The following is a 19,907-nucleotide window of genomic DNA, read 5'->3' as shown; positions in this document are numbered from 1 at the left end:
TGAGGTTCCCACGTTCCATATAAAAGCCTAGACTAAGTTCACGCTATCTTTATGCCGGACGCCATTTAGGCAGTAAACAGGTTTCCCCTAAATTTATCTTGGAAGAGTACGCAGCCCCCAGTTTTGACGTCATTGAGAAAGCTTTCGACACTTGGGTCAATAGTTCACTTTCGTTCGTCTCCTTAGCCCTCACCTGATATGTTTATCATACCTTTTCCTTAACGCTCACTACCTTAGCTTTTGACCAAAGCAGCTTAATGTGGTTTGAAATCTCTTCCTGCAAAGTGACTTCGAGGAGCCATTTTCCCCCATCTTTCATATAGTTACGCACATCTATAATGTGCTCATGGCACACGCTTACCATTCTTTCTATAGAAATAAGCCAGCTATCGCAACTGCAATTGCTCTTCTTGCAGAACAATCAGCTCACCTCCGTTCCTACAGAGATTGGACAGCTATCGAAGCTGCAATGCCTTAACTCAGATAATAAACATCTTACCAATATTCCCCCAGAGAAAGGGCAAATTTTTCAGCTTAATAGACTTTCCTTAAGATACAACCAACGCAGAAGATTTTCTTCTAAAAAAAGATTTAACCTTTCAGGAAATTGTCTTATCTCTGCAGGAACGGAAGCAAGCTAGCTGTTTTCTAAACTAGACACTTGTAGTTGAGAAAGCTGCTTTATCTTAGAGTAAAAGTAAGATATAAAAACTCTTACGAGGGTAATCTCTGCAATAAAGCTCTTAAACTAGCACAGAAAAAGCTCCCCTCCCCCGGAATAAAAAAGCTCCTTCCTCTTATGAGTTAAATGAAATACTTATGTAAGATGAGGCAATGAGATAATGCTGCTTCCCCTAGTTTTTGTGGTAACGTTAGAGTTTTTTCATCCATCGGCTTATATCCTCCTTCATTTTAATCAAAGAAGATTTTTGAACATACATCATATGCCCTGCCGGGTAATAATGTATATTGGCCCGGCCCTGTAAGTCCGAGGCAAGCCGTAGATGATTAAAAGTATAGTCAGTAGCAAAAAAGGGGGTAGCTAAGTCGTAGTAGCCGCTTCCTACGAATACTTTTAAAGCCTTATTTTGAGTCATTACGTTACGCAACGCCGTTGACATATTTAAAAATTGATTGGTATATTTACTATAATTCCAAGTTGAGTGAAGATTTGCTAAAATCTTATATTCTTGATCATTTTTAATTTTGAGCTCTTTTCTAATGTACTGATTGAAGGCAGCTGTAAAAGTTCCTGCAATTGCATCAAAGCTCGGATCGTAGCTAGGATAATCGTTACATGGATTTAATGCTTCCCCTTTAAAGCGAGAATCAAAACGCCCTACAATCAAATCTTGAGCCCTTAATAATTCTTTGGAAAAACGTTGCGGGCTAATCCGCAAATTAGCCTTTTTGATAAATTCAGGTGACAATCCTGTATAATCAGCCAATTGGGCTACAATCTTAGCATATTCATGGGCACTTAAACTATCTCCTTTCATTAAAGCAGATGTATAATCTGTTAAAGCAAAGTCTTTAACGATTTCCAATGTTTTATCTAAGTCTCCTTGTAAATTTTCCCCTAGCTTTTTATGGTACCAGGCGGTAGCTGTATAAGTAGGTAAATAAAGAGGGTAAGGAAGATCATTACCTTCATTATAATCATTGAGCGTTTGAAAGTTTAATACAGAGGAGATAAGAATCATCCCATTTAGATAAATATTTAGCTCATCATGCAAATAACCTGCTAATCCTGCTGCACGCGTCGTTCCATAGCTTTCGCCTGCTAACAGCTTGGGAGAATTCCATCTTTCATACTGCGTAATAAATTGACGGACGAACTCACCCAGTGACTCAATATCTTCGTCCACCCCATGAAATTGTTTAGCATCTTCTCCCGAGGCCACACGGCTATAGCCTGTAGAGATTGGATCAATAAATACCAGATCAGCTAAATCTAAGAGAGAATGAGGATTATCAATCACTTGATAAGGAAAAAGCCCCTCTCCTTCATCGCTTAGAAGGACACGGCGAGGTCCAAAAACACCTACATGTAACCATATAGACGAAGACCCTGGGCCTCCATTAAAACAAAAAATAAGAGGGCGTGCAGCTGGTTCTAAAACCTCTTCTTTAAAATAAGCAATATAAGAAATACTAGCTTTTGGCTTCGATTGATCATTTCTAAGCAGGATATTACCAGCAATTGCTTTATAAGGTATTTCTATATTATTAATTATTATTTGATGCTTAGTCTCAGAAATTATTTCTTTAAGGCAAAAGGTTATGGATCCTTCCTCTTTTTTATCTGCCTTTTCTTCTGCAAAAAGATGAAGATGAGCTGTGCCAGATATTATTCCAATCACTGCCCATAAAAAAATTTTATACATACTCGCCTTTCCGTTTTTATTAAGCATTTTATAGCATGGAGAAAAATGAAGGGCAAGTTCTAATAAAAATAAGAAAGGAATGAACAATTGAAAGATAAAGCTAAAAATAAAGGCTTAACAGGAGGCCTTATATTTCACAAGAAAGCTGTAGGCTTCTAGGAATAGATTTTCTTTGAGAATAAAGGAGCTTAACTAGAATAAAGTAAATCATTCTTTTCTTCTAGGCATCGCAATCGCATGGGCTATCTATTCTCTAAGGACCATAAATATATTATATTTTTCATCTTTCCAAATTACTTTTCTGCAAATGAGTAGAACAGTCTAATCCCTGGCAATAGGGCAGCCTTGCCTTAGAGCTAACAGCTTTTTTTTTACCTCTTCTGCAAGACTTGCAAGCTAATTTATATGCTTTTGAGCCGCTCTTTATACAAATATATGCTCAATAAAATTCATATTTTGATAAAAAAATCAGCTTTTAAGAGATAATTTTTTTAGATTGGGCAAAGAGAGCTTGTCTAAACGCCATTATTTACTTTAGTAATTTTTGATAAGCGATCATAGACGTCAGAGCTGCTTAAACTCTTAATCCACAAAAGATAATGTAAAGCAGAAAGTGCAGTAAATAGAGAAAACAGCTATTTACAAGCATTTTTGGCTTTGCAGAGGCCCACATAATCACATCTAAAGCTAGGCTTACCTGTAACCGCTTAAAATTTCTGACTGTTTTTTCTTTTTTAGCCCTCTTTTCTATTAAATAAGTGATAAGCCTCTACTCTTTCAAATTAATTTGAATTTGATGCCTATCATTTTGGCTAACAACATCGCGATACTTTTCTTTATACTTATTAGCTCTTAGCTTGGCTTTTACCAAGTGTGCTTTCAACGTCACAACTTTTCTTTTTCTTTTAGCCTCTTTTTCACTTAAAGTACCAAAAACCTCCCAAAGCTTATGCTCCTCAAATTGCTGCTTAAGATGCATAGCTTGATAGTGCTCTTCTTGATAATTAATCCCATTCACTCCAAGGTATGTCTCTCTAATGCGTGTCTTATTAAACCTGTATCTAGCAGCTACCTTTTTAAAGACTTTTTTACTTTGTCTTACTAGTTTTTCTAGCTCTTTAAATGTAAACTCTGTGGTTGAAAGACGTCCATCCATATACTCAGCATTAGCATTCCTCATACGCTCATGGCCCTTGAAAATTATCTGAGCAGAATTTATATCTTCGTTCTCAGGTATAATAATAGTAACATCTGCATAGTTTTTATCAGGTCGAATGGCTTTGTTATCTATAGGCAAATTGCTTTCATGACCTTCAGGCAAGTCTACTCTTTTTATCCACTGTTTAAATAGTACCCTTTTACCATCTGACCTTTCATGCATCCTTTTCATAATTTTATGAAAAGCTTGTCCGCGTCTATTTTCTAAGAGGGAAAAATTTTTATTATACTTCCTTAACCATAGCTGCTCATAAAGTCTAGGAACTTCAATTTTCTCATAATGTTTTTTTAATATCTCTCTATCTTGACTAGATAGTGACTGGGCATTACTTTGAGCTAATCTACTTTCAACCTGGCACTCTACAGCATTTTTTGCTGACTCCATAATCGCCTGGTCGATTGTTTTATCGTTCTTTAGGTCATACGCTGTGTTTTTAAAAGAAGAGCTGGTGAATAGACGGTTTAATTGCCTTGTAACTATATCTTTTAATTTAGAAAAATGCTCAATGGAAGAAAAATCTTTTCGGTCTTTCGCCCTTCTCAGACGCTTTACTACTTCTGCAGTTGCAGCAGTCATTCTTTGCTTAAGATGATGGCTTGCCTGCAAAGCAAAATCTTCCAATTCTTTGCGCGCAGCCTCATTAAACTCGTAAGCTTGATTCTCGATAATGTAGTGAATCTTAGCCATGGATAAATTCTGATTAACACGGGCCGCCTCTAGAAGCGTCTCTTGTGCTTTAATAAATGCTTTTATTTCTTGATCTATTGCCTCAATTTCGCCTGCAGATAAAATTTTTCGTTGTTCTTTTGCTTTTGCTTGTAAAGCTTTCTCAATTCTTCGATCATAATCGATACACTTCTGCTCTTTCAAGACGGTATGAAAATATAAAGCATAGTAAGTGTCTCGGGTAGCTTCTATCCTAGCCTTTTTCTTCTCTCGAGGTAAAATAATTGAGCTTATAGTTTGACTAACTTCTTCAGGAGTAAGATTCCAGCGATAATAGCAAGCCATATAAGCGTGATAAAGGCTAAGGGACTTAAAAGCGAAAGGTTGATTTTTTACTATCCCCTCACTTCTCCAATTAAAGTAGTAAGTTAAAAATGGGTGAAAATCTGGCTCTAATTCCTTTTTAAATACGAACGGATCGGTTAAGTTCTTCCAATATTTAGCTTTAATTAAATCCCATTCAGCTGAACCTAACGCTCGACCCCGTTGCTTTTCGTAATTAATTTTAGCTTCTTCACGTTTCTTTTTTGTAGCTTCCTCGATAGCTAAGCATAGCCGACTTTTACCTAGTAGCCCCTCTTTTATAGCGGATGAAGGAGCTAATAAATGCTCTCTTAGCTTCTCTTCCGTATGCTCATCAATCCTTTTCCTAATTCTTTTTCTATAAGGCTTTGTACATTCTATCTTTTTTAGATGCATGATAGCTTTACTTTTGCGCTTTTGCTTTGCAAGCTCTGGATTACAAATCAAGCCTAACTGATGATGAATCCATAGATTGGCCTTAACCGAAATAAAACCTACAATCAAAGAAGAAAAAAAGCCCAGGCTATAATTAACTATCTTTAGAATGCTTTTTCCTAGGTCTCTAGCAGTGGGACAATGAGACACAACAATAGGTAAAACTTGCATACATTTGCGTCGAAATGTAGCAGCTGGGCGATCTACCCTTGTTAAAGATATTACTCTCCGCGCAAGAGAGGCTCCGGTGGATACCATAGAAGAAGCAGGTAAGATGAGAGCTATCAGAGGGAACCGTAAAGTATTACAAAAAACTCCTTGGAGATCCAGCGCAAGCACCCCCAAATTAGCAACGCGCGCTCTTCCAGCTGCCCCCTTCTTCTCCCATTTAGAGATTTTATTCATAAGGCTATCGAGAGGATGGGAATGAAACCAACTGCTAAATGTAGAACCTGTCATATTTTCTATAGTCATACTCCCTCAACCTATAAATTTAGCTAGAAACTTTTAATAATAAGATTTAATATATTTAATTATTAGAAAAAAATCAATCGATAGATAGAGTGCTTTATAAAATATTAGTAATTATCCTTTTCCGCTTTAATCACGGATGCTTGCAGTCTTTAATTAATGTTTTATTACTTATTTCTGATAGCTCAAGGTTAAACTTTTAATAACCTCTTTTGCCTCAATAAGAGAGCCGCCCGCTTGCAGAATTTCATTTAAGTGTTTTTCTTCAGCTGCCGGCAATGAGTTAACAGGTTTACAGGCATCAATAATTACATACACCTGATAATTTAAGTTTAAAGCATCAAGAGCAGAGTATTTCACACAATACTCGGTAGCCAACCCTCCTAAAAAGATCTTTTTAATTCCCTTACTTTGTAAAAAGTTATGTAATTCTGTAGCTTTGCTTCTTCCATTATCAAAAAAAGCACTATAGCTATCCATTCTTTTATCCGTGCCCTTATAAATCACTTTTTGCACTCTATGAGAATCCCAGCCTGCAGAAAATTGCGCTCCTACTGAATCTTGCACACAATGTATAGGCCATAAAACTTGCTCTAAGCCACCTAAATGGATCACCTCTCCTACCTCTTTTCCATGGGAAGAGGCAAAGCTCACATGACCGAGAGGATGCCAATCTTTTGTAGCTACAATCACCTCAAAAGGATGGCGTATAATTTTATTAAGATTAGGGAGAATCTTTTCAGCATCTTTAATGGCTAAAGCTCCTGGAGGAAAAAAATCGTTCTGAACATCGATAATCAGCAAAGCGGTCATAAATTATTCTTCCTTCATACCCTTTTTAGTAAAGAAAGAGCTTGGGCAAATTTGGGGGCGTATGTGATTAACTACTTGGCTTTTGTAAGCATGTAGAGATTTCTCCATGCCTACCAGGTAAGGACAAGGGTGTTTTAAAAGCTTAGAATTTTTAGGAAACTTTTCGAGTTCTTTAAGAGTTCTTTCACGAATTTTCTCTAGATTAGGCAATGGATATACACATTTTCCTTGGCGGAAAATAGGGACTAACAGCTCTTCACTTTGCAATTCCTTTTTTAGAACAATTTGTTCGGTCGAATCATTAAGGTTAATAAGGCAAGGTTCAGGGCTCACAGGCATATTTATATCATAAATCATATCAGCAATAGGAGAAGAACTTGTATTGCGAAAACGGCGCACTTGCAAAATCCCAGGATTAGAAATTTTTATCATCTGTTCGGATAATTTTAATTTATATTTCCAAGGCCCCTCAGGATCGCGCAAAGCCGACAGCTTATAAACACCATCTAGCGCCGGGCAATCGTGAGAAGTAACTAATTTGGTGCCTACTCCCCATACCCCTATGGGAGCTTTTTGATATTTAAGCTCACTAATCTGGGTTTCATCTAATTCATTACTTGCTACAATGACTGCCTGAGGGAACCCGGCTTCATCTAGCATTTTTCGGCTTGTATGACTTAAATAAGCTAAATCGCCTGAATCCAGGCGTATGCCATGAAAGATTTTACCTTGGCTCTTTAGCCACTGACCTACTTGTATAGCTTTTTTTACTCCTTCAACGCTATCATAAGTATCTACAAGAAAAAGGCTATTAGCGGGCATAGTTTGGGCAAGAGTCTTAAAAGATTCTAATTCATCATCAAATACCATTACCCAGCTATGAGAATGAGTGCCTTTAACCGGTATGCCAAATAATTTTCCTGCTAAAACATTGGAAGTTGCATTACATCCCCCTATATAAGCTGCTCGGCTAGCTGTAAGGCTGCCATCAAAGCCTTGAGCTCGCCTTAAGCCAAATTCTAACACTTGGTCACTTTGCGCAGCAACACGCACTCGAGCGGCCTTAGTTGCTATTAAAGTAGGAAAATTAATTAAATTTAGTAAGGGACTTTCTAAGATTTGGCATTGAATTAAAGGGCCTTGAATGCGCAATAAAGGCTCATAGGGAAAAACAATAGTCCCTTCTGGTATTGCATCTAAATGACAAGAAAACTTCATATTAGATAAATACTCTAGAAAGTCATTTGGAAAAGCAGGCGTTCCCTCAGGGTTTTCTAAGCTTGCTAAATAGCTTAGATCGCTAGAATCAAAGTGAAAATTTTCTATAAAATTAATGGCGGCTTCAAGCCCTGCTGTAATAGTAAATCCCCCCTGGAAAGGAGCACGGCGAAAAAACAGTTGAAATACGGCTTCTTTATGCTCCAAACCCGCTTTCCAATATCCATAAGACATAGATAGCTGATATAGATCTGTGAATAAGCCAACAGATTGATTATACAATTGCAAACCTATTTTTCCTCCATTTAACGGGCTTTCAAATAAACAGCTTTAGCATACAAATTTTAAGATGTTTTATTCTACCGTTAAAAATTAAAGAAAGATAAGATATTCTAGGATAGGTTGATCAATTAGGAAGCGTATGCATAAAAATTTTTACATTTTTTTAATCGCCTTCTTTTGCTGCCATTTTTTTCAGTTAAATGGGCAAGAGCTTTATTTAAAAGATAAATTGAGAAAAGCAACCCCAGGGGATTATATTGTTACTTTACAAAATAAAACTTATACTTTTTTGCTTATCGACACTTTTGCCTCCCCTGAAATCTCTTTAGAAGAAATTACAGTTCCTAGCCAAAGTATTCAATTAGAGGGATTTTCGTGGAAAAAGTGGGTTGAACAGAATGCTCCTGGGCATACCTCTTGGGTGCGGTATGTAATCGATACTGCTTCGGGGCATCTAGGTGATTATTTTTCTTATACAAAAAATGGATGGTATACAATCCCAGAGGGAGAAAATTTCTTATCCACTTTATTAAATTTAAAATTCTATAACATTCCTATCAAAGAACGAAGGAAAGTAGGCCCCCCTCCTCCTTCACAAGCTAGCGACAGAAGACCCTACTGGCAACCTAAATTAATTTTCGAAGGAAAGGTAATCCCAGGGATAAGTTTTGAAGCATGGCGCACTTTTTGGCCGAAAGATGGGAGTGAACTATCGGGCAAAATCATTGAAATCTATTTACCCCAAACGGCGGGTCTTTATCCTTCTTATTTTCCTTATTGGTTGCAAGTCAGCGGAATTGTTGGGAAAGCCAAAATTCACATGATTGATAGCGGCAAAGGAGCGCGCGGTAGAGGAGCTCCTGCTAAAGAGAGCCCTCTAAGGAAAGCTGGCTAAGTTATCAACAAAAACTTAGCATTTTCCACTTTTTATTTTTAAATTTTTTTTCTCGCTAACAATCCACTAAGATTTCTTCTTATTTTGTTTATAGTTAAGCGTTTACTTATCTTTTCTTGTATTTTTTAGCCTGATATTTTTTCCAAAATTTTGTTTCATTTTTCGTTATAAGAAACTTTTTACACACACCTTCTAAACAAAATTTCCACAGAATTAGTCCTCCTAGCTCTCCATTTTTAGGGCATAAAGCGTACAAAAAGCGCACAAAAAAAGGAGGCTTACTAGCTGTTTGCAAAATTTAGAAGTGTTCTTATTTTTATATTTGCTTTTGGTAAGCGTTTTATTTACGATGCTAATCTTTAAAAAATTAGGGATTCCATGAAAATTTATACTCTTAGCAAATCCCGCTCCATTCTTGTGGCCGGCTGTAAACGCTATAAAAGAAAATATAAGGCCTTAGCTTTAGAGCAAAAAGCTACTCTAGAAAACCTTTTAGAGAATTTGGATCAAGCCATTCTTCAAAAAAATAAAGAAGAAGCTAGTAAATTAGCACGTATCCTAGAAACGTATAACCAAGTAACTTTAAAAAAATCCTTATTTGAATACCTCCGAGAATTTGGCGTAGTTATCATCATCGCCCTATTTATGGCAACCCTTTTACGTCAGCTAGTATTTGAAGCCTATGAAATACCCACAGGTTCGATGAGACCTACTTTCCGAGAACAAGATAACGTGTTAGTTAGCAAAACAAGTTTTGGTATTAACACCCCTTTTACGACAGGTCACCTCTATTTTGATCCTTCTCTTGTACAAAGAACCGGGATTGTAATTTTTTCAGGGGATAATATTGATTTGCCGGATACTGACTCTCACTACTTATGGCTTTTTCCTTATAAAAAACGCTATATTAAACGCTGTATGGCTAAGCCTGGAGATACGGTTTATTTTTATGGCGGTAAGATTTACGGAATGGATAAGAATAAAGAAGATCAGGCCGAGCTACGTAATAGCCCTTGGATAAAAGATTTAAGTTATATTCCTTTTTTTTACCTAGAAGGTCTAGTAACGCGTCCGAGAAAAAATCAATTCGTTTTTAATCAAATGCACCAATCCATTGGCCGTATGACTATCATCCCTTCCAATCAGGTAATGGGTGAAATATACAATGGCAAGGAATGGATTAAAGATGAGCCCCTGGCTTCTGTCATACCTCATCAGGAGATCAAAACCTACAGTGATTTTTGGGGGTTTCGCAATTTTGCGCTTTCTCGTCTTCTAAATCAACAGCAGCTAGCAGATCAAAAGTTGTTTAATCAAGATGAAGTTAGCCCAGGCCTTCTTTATTTAGAAATGCGGCATACTCCTTGCCTTAATTACCCAGAAACGCTTTTCCAGCAAAGTCGATTGGGTATTAAGCCACTGGTAGGTGCTTTTACCACACTCATTCCTTTATCTCAAAACCATATCGATACCTTAATGAACACTATGTATACGGCTCGTTTTGTGGTGCGGGAAGGACGTGCTTCACGCTATAGCTACAATTCTTCTAGCTTAGCCAAGGATAGTCCTTTAATGCCGACAATCCCCGACGGCACTTATGAATTCTACAATGGTATCGCCTATCAAATAGGCCTTGCAAGTCTGGCTTGGGAACTTCCTAGAAACCACCCTATTTATAGTCGGAATCCTGCTCATGTTCAGCTGCTATACAATCTTGGCATGGAAATGAGCACTCATTATGAACCTACAGCTGCTAACCAATTTTTATATCCTGCACGTTATGCCTATTTTAGGGACGGAGCATTATGCACCTTAGGCGCGCCAATTTTTATGCCAGAAGATCCTTATCTTCTTGACTTTAACGAAAATGAGAAGAGGCGAGAAGAGAAAGCTCCAAAAAATGCACCCTATATTGCTTTTAAGGACCATGGAGCTCCTTTAAAAGAAGATGGCTCTTTAGATAAAGATTTTATTGAAACTTTTGGCCTAAAAATTCCTGAAGGATACTATCTAACTTTAGGAGACAATCATGCAATGAGCGCAGATAGCCGTGTTTTTGGCTTTGTACCAGAAGCTAATTTACAAGGCGCCCCTGATTGGATTATATGGCCGCCAGGACCTCGGTGGGGTACGCCTCCTCAGAAGCCCTATCCTTGGTTCAATATTCCTCGCTTGATCGTGTGGACAGTTCTTAGCCTAATTAGTATCATTTGGTATATGCTACGCTCCTATCGCTTGAAGAGACCTCTTTTTAAAAGATTATAAGAAAACTAAGCTGTTTTTTAATAATGCGTTCTTGAGCAACCCTTTATGCAATCATATACTTAATAAAAAGCTTGTTTTTAAGGAGAGAGTCAGCTTGGGGAAAGGTTAATTTCTTTTTTGGTAAGGTATAAGTTAAGGATTGGGCTTTTGTAACTAACCGGACGCTTTTGAGCAGCACTTTATGCAAACATCTATTCAATAAAGACTCATTTTAAAGAAAGAGTGAAGCTTTTAAAAGATTAATTCTCTTTTTTAGATTCTATCAAGGTATTTTAAACGGAATAATAGGCTTAAAAAAAAACTTAACCTACATATTCAACCCTCTGGAAGCTGTCTTTCTACTTAACGATAGGGGCTTTATAAAGTACGGACTGCATAAGAAGTAGCTTAAAAGCGTATAGTTAGAAGAGCGTCTTGCAGCTTTTAACTGCCTAGGCATAATGAAGCTGCTTTTTGGCTAACCTCGCAAAAGAAAATTTAAAAGATAATAAACCAATATTCTTTAAACAGCCGAAAGATATCTCTTGGTTTTAGTTTAGCAAGCTCTCCAGCTAACTTAAAAACACGTGATATTTCTTGAACTTTTTAAATAAAGCCTAGGATTTAATAGACTTCCACTAAGCTAGAGTTTAGGAAAGCCAAAGATTCAAATTTATATCCTGCGCTTAATGTAGTGTTTGGTTTTTTCTATGAAACCCTCCCAATGAATCTTTCCTTCAACAATTTTCAAATTCATCTTTAACCAACCGATTGGCTGGCCAGATAGAGCTAATTCATCAAGTTTTACCCTATCTTTTTCCGTGCATAAGATCCACTCCGCTCCCTTTGCCTTAGCTCTTTCACAAAATTGGATTAAACTTTCCGTAGTAAAAGTTAAATGATCTAACATGAATTCGGTATCCACCGGCTCTGCCCCTAATTGTTTCACAGTTTGATAAAAATAATCAGGATGAGCGATTGCGCAAAAGATTCCTACTTTTTTTCCTACTAACTCCGCTAAGGGCTGTCCTTGTAAATCCAATACCTCTGCTACTTCCATTTTTGTGGCTATCAGCGGAGCTTCTGAAAACTTGCGAATCTCTTTTGTTATTGACTGAAACTGCTCTTTATCTTGTATATGATTAAGGACAATCAAATCTGCACGAGAAAGAGAAGAAACAGCTTCCCGCAGAAAGCCACGTGGTAGAAAGTACCCCTGGCCAAAGGGATCTAAAGCATTAACAACCACAATCTCATAATCGCGAGCTAATTTACGATGCTGCATCCCATCATCTAGTAAAATTAGCTGGGCTCCTGCCCTAACCGCCATCTTGGAAGATTGCTGGCGGTTTTTACCTACAATGATATGAGCTTTTGGTAAATTCTGTGCTAAAAGGTAAGGTTCATCCCCACAATAAGCTGCAGGATGTACAGGTCCGTTGCCATAGCTTAAAATCACAGGTAAAGGAAGATGCTCGGCTTTAGAACGATAACCACGCGATAAAATAGCAAGAGTAAAGTCATTGGAAAAAGCTTGTGCCACCATCAAGGTAACAGGAGTCTTGCCAGTACCTCCAACCACAATATTGCCAATGCTAATCACCACGGGCACAGGTGCATGATACTGCTTACAACAACCTTGATCAAACGCCCAATTGCGGCCAGCTATAATCAGTTGATAAATCCAGCTAAGAAATCTAAGTAAAGTTTTGGCTATATGAGCCAAAGCCCCTTGCTTTTTACCTTGAATAAGATCAACCAAATAAAGTTCTAGCTTTTTTAACATACAAGTTTAAGTCATAGATTACAGGGTTATGAAGAGCCAAAACTTTTATTTACCTAAAGCGGATGCTGAAGAATAAAAAAGCCTATTTTCTACCAGTTCAATGATGATATGGATAGCAGCCATGTGTGCCTCTTGAATTCTATCAGAGGTTTCAAATCCATCAATAACTATTTCTAAATCTGCCATGCCTTTTAGCCGCCCACCGGTCTTTCCTAAGAATGCGATTATTTGCATTTGATAAAGACGAGCAGCTTCAAAAGCTTTAACAATATTCAAAGAATTTCCACTAGTGGTCAAGCCAACAAAGATATCGCCAGGCTTTCCCAGCGCCTCTATCCCTCGAGAAAAAATATTTTCATAGCCTAAATCATTCCCCACGCAAGTAAGATGACCAGGTTCTGACAAAACAAGAGCGGGTAAAGCAGGTCGTGTCTGCCGAAAAACTCCTGTAAGCTCCTCTGCAAAGTGTGCGGCATCACATAAACTACCACCATTGCCGGCAATAATCAATTTATTTCCCCGACTAAAGCACTCTGCAATCAAAGAAGCTGCCTGCTGCAGGAAAGCTTGATTATGGGGCAATAAAAGCTTTTCAACGGCTTGAATGCTTTGCCGAATGGCCGTAAGGACCTTAGAATTAGACATTATTATTCTCAATTTTTAATAACATTCATTAAATGCTAGCAAGCTTGCCTATTTCAAATCAAGAAAGGAAAAAGCAACGCTGTAATTCCTGCAAATAAAAATTTTAATATTATGAGGTAAACAATCTGCAGAAAGTTTTTTTATAAGTAAAAGTTTCCCCCGCGATTTTGCTACAGGGTGTTTTCTATATTACATAAAACCTTTGAAATCAGAGGGTTAGGTTTCATTTTAAAATTTTTATATCAATAAGTACCAGAGGGTTATTAGCCGTGCATATATGCTATCGACAAATTAGGGAACAAGAAATGTGGCAAAAAATTTCGCAAACCGTTTTTAGACGAGCTAAATTGAATAAAGAAAAGATTTTACGCCCACCGAAAGAAGATTTTAGGTCCTCCAAGCAAGCCCTGTTATGTTTTTTTAAGATAAGTATCCTTTGGCCCTTTTAAGATCTTAAGTAGGCCCTTATTTGAAGGCTCAGGATTGAAGAGGAAAATCATTCGGCCAAGTTAACCGCTATTGAACCGTAACAGGATATCAGCAAATAAGGTCATCTTTGGCTTAAAAAAAACTTTAAATTTGTATACCCGCTCCTTTAAAACCTGCCGCTCTACTTACAAAATGACTTTATAAAGTAGGGGGTTACATAAGAAGCAGCTTAAAAAACATATCAATAACGCTTCTTAGTCGTAAGGATTACACATTTATTAACGCTATTTAGAATAAAATCCTCATCGAGTAGCTTTAACAATTGCAATAACCACATTGATGGCAATATCCACAAGGCGTTTCCTCTTCAAAGTTTGAAAGGATCCCCGAACTTTCTTTGCTCAAAATCGTAGATATAATATCCATAATTAGACAAATTAAACCCCCAAGGACAGGAATACTTTCAAAAACTCCTCTTGCCATCCATTTAAAGCTTCGGGTGGTTAGTGAATGCAAGTGTATACTATTAAAAAAACGATACTCTTGAATCCCTTTATAAATTCGAAAAATCCCCATAGCAGTCCCAATGACAGGGACATAGCCTAAAACTTTAGAGGAGCGTGTAGTAGTAAAGCTAATTGTAAGTTTAGCGCCCGAAGGAAAAAGCTGGATCAGTTTGTTTAAGGAGTAGCTTTCCGATTTCCAAGCAAACGGACACTCCATTTCTGATGTTAGAGGCATTGGTTTTATCTCGGAGAACAGTTGAGATATTGGCCCTGCCTTCAAGAGGGGTTGAGATATTAGCTCTGCCTTCCAGAGGGATTGAGATATTGGCTCTGCCTTTGGTAACAGCCGGGATATTAGCTCTGCATTCGGTAAGCTGTGAGATATCAGTTCTGTTTTCGGAAACGTTTGAAATACTAGGGGCGTATTTGATAACGTTTGAACCATTGGCTGTGCCATTGGTAACGTTTGAAATATCGGTTGTGTTGAGAAAATCGACATTTAATCACCTTAGTTAACCTTATTGAATAAGTTATAATTATAGCTATCAAAAACAATAAAAACCAGCAATTTAATTTCCAGCCCAAACAAAATAATTATTAAACTTTCCCAAGGATGTATTAGTGCTAGCACCTGTAATTTATACTCATTAGGGATTCTAACGCCAGAATATGAGAGAGGCTCTCCCCGTCCCGTCCTTCCTCTAAAATTGCTTTTTCTCCATCAATCTCCTTGTAAACCACTAGATTATATGTTGTAAAAGGAAATGTCTTTATAAGTTACTGTGAATGAAATCACATTTAGAGCTTGTCAAGCGTCACTGTTCATGCTAAAAAAGGCAATAAATTCATTAAGTTTTGGAAGTGGCTTACTATAAAAGGCGATTCGAAACTAAAAGCCTGCTAAAAAGAAGAAGCTATCCATCCATTTTTTTGAGAATAGATACACAAAAATTAAGTTTATGATAACCTTCGCTTAAATTTATAAAGGTATCCAATGATTGGAATTTTTCTTTCTGCACTCGCCGCCCTCTTTATACTTTTTACTCCTTTTACGCTAGTTAGCCTGCCGAATGAAAATTTACTAGGCTGCCTCTTATTGATAACAGGCACGACTTTCTTTGTCCTCTTTTGTTTGACAATTGCTGGCAGTTTAATACCTCTGCAAAAAGCTGGGCAAAACTCTACTCCCTATTTATTAAGCTTATTTAAGAGAGATAAATATTTTTTAGGGATTTATAGCTGGATAGTGCTCTTCGCCCTGCTAAGCTACATGCTTGCCTTGGATACCCTCTGGCTAAATTACCTGCAAAAGAGCCACCGATTAGCTCTCTGGGTTTTTAGCATAGGAATTACCCTGGATATTTATTATACGCTTTTAAAAAGACTTATCACTTATTTAAATCCTTTGGATCAGGTGCTTTTATTCACCCAAATAGCCAAAGAGAGCATTCAAAATGATAAAAAATCAGAGCTTTGTGAAGCTGTGGAGGCGCTTACCGAAACAGCTTTAATATCTACTCATCATATGAACCCCACTCTTTGCAACCAAGCTTTACAAGCAATGCCAAACATTATAAGAAACTTCCTATCTTCCTCTAAAAGGATAGCACAGATCGCGGCAGAGGCGCGGGATAAAAATTCAGATATTCATGATCACACAAGTTATATATTGTATTATATATATGAACGTATCTCACTCATTAATGAAAAAGCCTTAGCAAAAAAGCTTGTGCAAGTGGCTGCTACACTTGTAGCAGTATGGGGAAAGATAGTCCTTCATTGCGCAAAATTTGATTTAACCTTGGTCAACTATCCTCTTCACCTCCTAAGCTGCCATGCGAAGGCAGCGATAATTCAAGGCTTACCTGATATAGGTGTTAAAGCCAGCTTGACCCTTTTAGAAATAAGTAAAACCATTTTAGAAGAGATTGATTACACCTCTTTGAATTTAAAAGATCCTTTTTTTAGCCTTATCAATGGATTGGAAGAAATTACTCACTCTACTTTCCTTCAAGATAAAAGCATTAACCTGAAGATTCTAATGCAGCCTTTTCAGGATTTGAAAGATTTATTTAACAATCCTAAAGTAGCCGCCCACAGGGATACCTCTCTTATTATAAAGAATATTGACCGCGTGTTAGGAGAATATGAAGCCTTAGAGCTCGTCATGAAAACTATCCCGCCACTTCCAGACATTCCTGAAGAAAAAAGTAAAATCTAAGATTTTAGGTTAATCTACATGCCCTTCTGCAACTTTCGCCTGCTATCTGTTGCTTTTTTCTTCTTAAAGATAGCTTGCAGCTGATGATGATGCTTGGTTATAAAAGCTTAAGCATCCCTTCGGGCAAGGTAGCATGCAGGGTAATAGACTTTCCTAAAGTAGGATGAGGAAACATTAACTCCGAATGATGTAAAGCAATACCTGGAGAAAAACAAGGTTTTTGACTTCCATACTTAGCATCCCCCACAATAGGTTTTCCAATGGCAGCTAGCTGAGCACGAATCTGGTGATAGCGGCCCGTCTCCAAAATAACCTCCACTAAAGAAGTCTGGTTAGCATGCTTAAGAACTTGATAATGTAAGCGGCATAATTTTGCGCCAGGTCTATTGCATGAAACTACTAGACTTTGATAGGCATCATGCAAAAGATAATGCTCTAAAGTATCTACCGACTTTTCAGGAAGACCTTCGACGATTGCCAAATATACTTTACGAAATTGTTGCTGGCGTAGCGCAGCATTTAATCGGCTAAGAGCTTTACTCGTGCGTGCAAAAACTACAATGCCGCTTACAGATTTATCTAAACGATGAACCGCTTCTAGAAATATATTGCCCGGCTTATTATAAGTTTTTTTAAGCCAGGCTTTACAAATATCTTCTAAATTTTTTTGCTGAGTGCCACTAGGTTGCGTTAAAATTCCTGCAGGCTTGCAAACGACAAAAAGATGATTATCTTCATAGAGAATTTGGGGGTCCATATGACTTACCCTCGTCGTTGACGTAAAGCTTCATATAAAAGTAAGGTAGTGGCCATAGCCACATTTAGTGAATCGGCTACCCCAAGCATAGGAATTTTTACCTGGATATTAGCCTGCTGCATCCATGCCTCCGATAGCCCCAGCTGCTCGGTGCCAACAGCAATAGCTACCGGTTGCTTTAAGTCTGCTTGCGTATATTCTAACTTAGCGCTAGGAGTAGCAGCAACAATAGAGATGTTATGCTTTTTTAACCAGTGAATGGTTTCATGGCCTTTGCTTTCTATCACGGGAACAGTAAACAAAGTCCCTACACTAGCACGTACTACATTAGGATTATAAATATCTGTACATTTATCGCAAACAATCAAGGCATCAAGGTGAACAGCATCGGATGAACGTAAAATGGTACCTAGATTGCCAGGTTTTTCAATAGCTTCTGCCACCACTAAAAGAGGAGAATGAGTATTTTTTTTAATTAAGCTTGGTAACTGATCTAGCCCTCGCCGCTGTTGAGCAGCTATAGCAATTAATCCGTCGGGACGATCACGATACGACATTTTTCGAAAAATATTTTCCCGACAAAGAAAAAGTTGAGCTCCTTTACTACTTAAAGATTGGATCAAAGGCTTTTCATTTTCCCCTAAGAACAGTTCCAGGCAATAAAAGAGACTATCAATTTTATATCCTGCTTCATAAGCACGTAAAATTTCTCGATATCCCTCTATAATGAATTGCTCGGACTTATCACGTACCCGGCGCTCACGAAGGTCAATCACTTGCTTAACACGAGAATTTTGTAAGCTGGTTAACGCAATGACTTTACCCTGCATATTGCCACCTTGCAAAAGTTCCACTAGGAATAGGAAAGGTTTCAGTAGAACCTTCTAATAACATTTCTCCTTCATCAATCGTTCCGGAAAGTCCATCTAAGTTTTGATGGAGAAGATGCTTCATCACTAAAGGAGAAAAGCCAGGAGTATGGCAAGAAAACAATATGAATAAAGGTTTGGGGGTCAGCAGCTCTCGACAACTTCTTAAAAGCTTGTTGATCTCCTCCTCAATTTTAAAAACCTCTCCATTAGCCCCCCTGCCGAAGCTAGGAGGGTCGAGAATGATGGCATCATAGCGAGACCCACGTCTTAATTCCCGCCCCAAAAACTTGAAAACATCATCAATAATCCAACGAATAGGAGCCTTTTCAAGATGATTTAAAGCTGCATTTTCACGGGCCCAGGCTACCATTCCTTTGGAAGCATCTAAATGGCACACTTCTGCTCCAGCTTGTGCGGCTGCAAGAGTTGAACCACCTGAGTAGGCAAATAAATTTAACACACGCTTGCCTTTAATAGGCGTGCTTTGAATCCACTTCCAAAAAGCTCTTTGCTCGGGAAAGATGCCTAGATGGCCAAAATCTGTTGGAGAAATTTTGAAGGCTATATCTGCCACTTTGATCTGCCACATATCTGGAAGCTTTTCTTTCCGAAAAGTCCATTTATTTTGTCCTTCTCGAGAAAAAAAAGCATGAGCATGATCCCAGCTTTCTTGAGAAAGGCGTGGCTCCCATACTGCTTGTGAGCATGGTCTTGATATTGTATAAGGACCAAATTGTTCTAATTTGTAACCGTTTCCACTATCTATTAAAGAATAAGTATGCATGCAATTTTTCATGGTTTCTAATATACACTACCAAGCAATAAATTATCTATAGTGACCTCTACTTCCGATCTGCTTAAAAAGCTTCTTTTTCATTAATTTTCAGCCCCTCTGCCAGCTTATGAAAGCTTATTTTAAGCCCTGGCTATTTAGCAAAAGATCTTCTTATGCTAGCCTTTTAAAAAGTGGCTTTTATCCGGCTTTTCTATTCAGGGATTGAAGATTTCGTAGGGTGAGGAATTTGGACTTGCAAACCTCTATTTTCTAGCTGCGGATGTTGATTAATCCATGAAAAACACTTTTTTCCTAAGCGCATAGGCACATTTATCAATTTATTTTTAATTAAGAAAGGGGTGGGTACAGTATATTTTCTTTGCCATTGTTGAATCAATCGAAACAAAGCTGTATTAACATAAGCTTCTCCTACTTTATACACGGCATGTGTTTGAGGATCTTGATAAAGTTGGGGATATGAAAACTGCAGCCCCCACGAGACGGGATCTTTTCCTAACACCATCGAACGAAATTTGTTGTCAGCTACCGAATAATCGAGAGTGTGCAGCTGCAGCTGCACGACCGGTTTTGCAATGCGTATGAGTTGGCGATCGTTGCCTATTGACAAAGCATATAAATGATCTGCAGAAGAAGTCAGCACAGAAGTAAAGAATGTACGAAAATATTCCATTTCATAAGTTCGTCTACTTTTTAGTGATTGAATGTATTGAGTATAATTAGCTAGAAAAACTTCATGAGAAATTTGTCCTTCTCCGCTTTTTTCTACCCTTCCTATGGAAAAAATTTTAAAATCTCCTAGGGCTTGAAAAAGAGTCTGTATTTCATCTTCATCAATCAACATAGCTAACGAAAGCCATTTGGAGGCTTGATAAGGAACAGGAGTAGATTTTACATTTAGCATA

General features: G+C 37.8%; 15 protein-coding genes. 4 read left to right on the top strand and 11 right to left on the bottom strand.

What is annotated here, in order from left to right; genetic code table 11:
• Positions 1-338 precede the first annotated feature (338 nt).
• The gene (locus tag TY21_RS01305) at positions 339-641 is read left to right on the top strand and encodes a hypothetical protein (protein WP_042243786.1); all 303 of its coding nucleotides are present in this window, start codon (positions 339-341) and stop codon (positions 639-641) included.
• Between the two features lie 231 nt (positions 642-872).
• On the opposite strand, the gene TY21_RS01300 is transcribed toward TY21_RS01305, so the two are convergent.
• The 4 genes from TY21_RS01300 to TY21_RS01285 form a co-directional block, all read right to left on the bottom strand.
• Entirely contained in the window at positions 873-2,387 is a 1,515-nt protein-coding gene (locus TY21_RS01300; RefSeq protein WP_079980009.1) for a S10 family peptidase, read from the bottom strand.
• Positions 2,388-3,156: 769 nt separating this feature from the next.
• The gene (locus tag TY21_RS01295; protein WP_042243783.1) at positions 3,157-5,544 is read right to left on the bottom strand and encodes a hypothetical protein; all 2,388 of its coding nucleotides are present in this window, start codon (positions 5,542-5,544) and stop codon (positions 3,157-3,159) included.
• A gap of 168 nt (positions 5,545-5,712) precedes the next feature.
• Positions 5,713-6,354, bottom strand: coding sequence for a bifunctional nicotinamidase/pyrazinamidase (pncA, locus tag TY21_RS01290; protein WP_042243780.1), 642 nt, complete (start codon positions 6,352-6,354; stop codon positions 5,713-5,715).
• A gap of 3 nt (positions 6,355-6,357) precedes the next feature.
• On the bottom strand, positions 6,358-7,866 hold the full coding sequence (locus TY21_RS01285) for a nicotinate phosphoribosyltransferase (RefSeq protein WP_130589465.1): 1,509 nt from the start codon (positions 7,864-7,866) through the stop codon (positions 6,358-6,360).
• 127 nt (positions 7,867-7,993) lie between these two features.
• On the opposite strand from TY21_RS01285, the gene TY21_RS01280 reads away from it, so the two are divergent.
• Both TY21_RS01280 and lepB read left to right on the top strand, forming a co-directional pair.
• Positions 7,994-8,749, top strand: a complete 756-nt coding sequence (locus tag TY21_RS01280; protein WP_052354647.1) for a hypothetical protein — start codon at positions 7,994-7,996, stop codon at positions 8,747-8,749.
• 378 nt (positions 8,750-9,127) lie between these two features.
• Complete coding sequence (lepB, locus tag TY21_RS01275) at positions 9,128-11,014, top strand: signal peptidase I (RefSeq protein ID WP_042243777.1); 1,887 nt, start codon at positions 9,128-9,130, stop codon at positions 11,012-11,014.
• A 652-nt stretch (positions 11,015-11,666) separates the two neighbouring features.
• On the opposite strand, the gene lpxK is transcribed toward lepB, so the two are convergent.
• From lpxK to TY21_RS01260, 3 genes are all read right to left on the bottom strand, one after another.
• Positions 11,667-12,779: a tetraacyldisaccharide 4'-kinase gene (gene lpxK / locus TY21_RS01270; protein ID WP_042243774.1), complete on the bottom strand. Its 1,113-nt coding sequence runs from the start codon at positions 12,777-12,779 to the stop codon at positions 11,667-11,669.
• Between the two features lie 45 nt (positions 12,780-12,824).
• Positions 12,825-13,424, bottom strand: a complete 600-nt coding sequence (locus tag TY21_RS01265) for an SIS domain-containing protein (RefSeq protein WP_042243771.1) — start codon at positions 13,422-13,424, stop codon at positions 12,825-12,827.
• A gap of 744 nt (positions 13,425-14,168) precedes the next feature.
• Positions 14,169-14,858, bottom strand: coding sequence for a hypothetical protein (locus TY21_RS01260; RefSeq protein ID WP_042243768.1), 690 nt, complete (start codon positions 14,856-14,858; stop codon positions 14,169-14,171).
• 495 nt (positions 14,859-15,353) lie between these two features.
• Between TY21_RS01260 and TY21_RS01255 the strand changes: the two genes are divergently transcribed.
• A complete protein-coding gene (locus tag TY21_RS01255) occupies positions 15,354-16,580 on the top strand; it encodes a hypothetical protein (protein ID WP_042243765.1) in 1,227 nt (408 codons plus the stop codon).
• 97 nt (positions 16,581-16,677) lie between these two features.
• Here the strand turns inward: TY21_RS01255 and TY21_RS01250 are convergent, their stop codons facing one another.
• The 4 genes from TY21_RS01250 to TY21_RS01235 form a co-directional block, all read right to left on the bottom strand.
• Positions 16,678-17,337, bottom strand: a complete 660-nt coding sequence (locus tag TY21_RS01250) for an RluA family pseudouridine synthase (protein WP_042243762.1) — start codon at positions 17,335-17,337, stop codon at positions 16,678-16,680.
• A 5-nt stretch (positions 17,338-17,342) separates the two neighbouring features.
• Entirely contained in the window at positions 17,343-18,167 is an 825-nt protein-coding gene (locus tag TY21_RS01245; protein ID WP_042243759.1) for an RNA methyltransferase, read from the bottom strand.
• Complete coding sequence (locus tag TY21_RS01240; RefSeq protein ID WP_130589464.1) at positions 18,157-18,993, bottom strand: class I SAM-dependent methyltransferase; 837 nt, start codon at positions 18,991-18,993, stop codon at positions 18,157-18,159. The genes TY21_RS01245 and TY21_RS01240 overlap by 11 nt, the downstream gene beginning before the upstream one ends.
• A gap of 202 nt (positions 18,994-19,195) precedes the next feature.
• Positions 19,196-19,906 carry a hypothetical protein gene (locus TY21_RS01235; protein ID WP_042243753.1) on the bottom strand — a complete coding sequence of 237 codons (711 nt, stop codon included), beginning with the start codon at positions 19,904-19,906 and terminating at the stop codon, positions 19,196-19,198.
• Position 19,907 lies beyond the last annotated feature (1 nt).

The sequence above is a fragment of the Neochlamydia sp. S13 genome (assembly GCF_000648235.2).
In the GTDB taxonomy this organism is placed as follows: domain Bacteria; phylum Chlamydiota; class Chlamydiia; order Chlamydiales; family Parachlamydiaceae; genus Neochlamydia.
The sequence above is the reverse complement of the archived record's forward strand: the minus strand, read 5'-3'. Positions and strand labels throughout refer to the sequence as shown.